Source organism: Burkholderia sp. JPY481 (genome assembly GCF_038900515.1).
Lineage (GTDB): Bacteria > Pseudomonadota > Gammaproteobacteria > Burkholderiales > Burkholderiaceae > Paraburkholderia > Paraburkholderia youngii.
The window spans coordinates 1-269 of the sequence record NZ_JAYMRT010000183.1 but is presented as its reverse complement, the minus strand read 5'-3'; the positions used below and the strand labels follow the sequence as shown (position 1 = coordinate 269).

Here is a 269-nt window from a genome sequence, read left to right as displayed (position 1 = left end):
CCCGTCACACTCGCCTACGTTCAGCTCCAGCTCGAACCGGATCTGCCCGGGCGCATTGTCCACCACCTCCTCCACGCCCAGCCCGGGAAGATCGAGCCGCCCCAGCGCGTTATTCTGCCAGGCCAGCATCACCTGGAACAGCGGCGTGTGGTCAAGCGCCCGGGGCGGCTGCACGATCTCCACCACCTGCTCGAATGGCAGGTCCTGATGCTCCTGCGCCCCCAGGGCCGTACGCCGTGTCCGCTCCAGAAGCGTCGCCACGTCCGGCC

The 269-nt window shown here is 68.8% G+C and carries 1 protein-coding gene; it reads right to left on the bottom strand.

Going from position 1 to position 269, the window contains the following annotated elements; translation table 11 throughout:
- On the bottom strand, window positions 1–269 hold a 269-nt coding region (locus VSR82_RS40240; protein ID WP_498858950.1), incomplete at both ends, for a condensation domain-containing protein.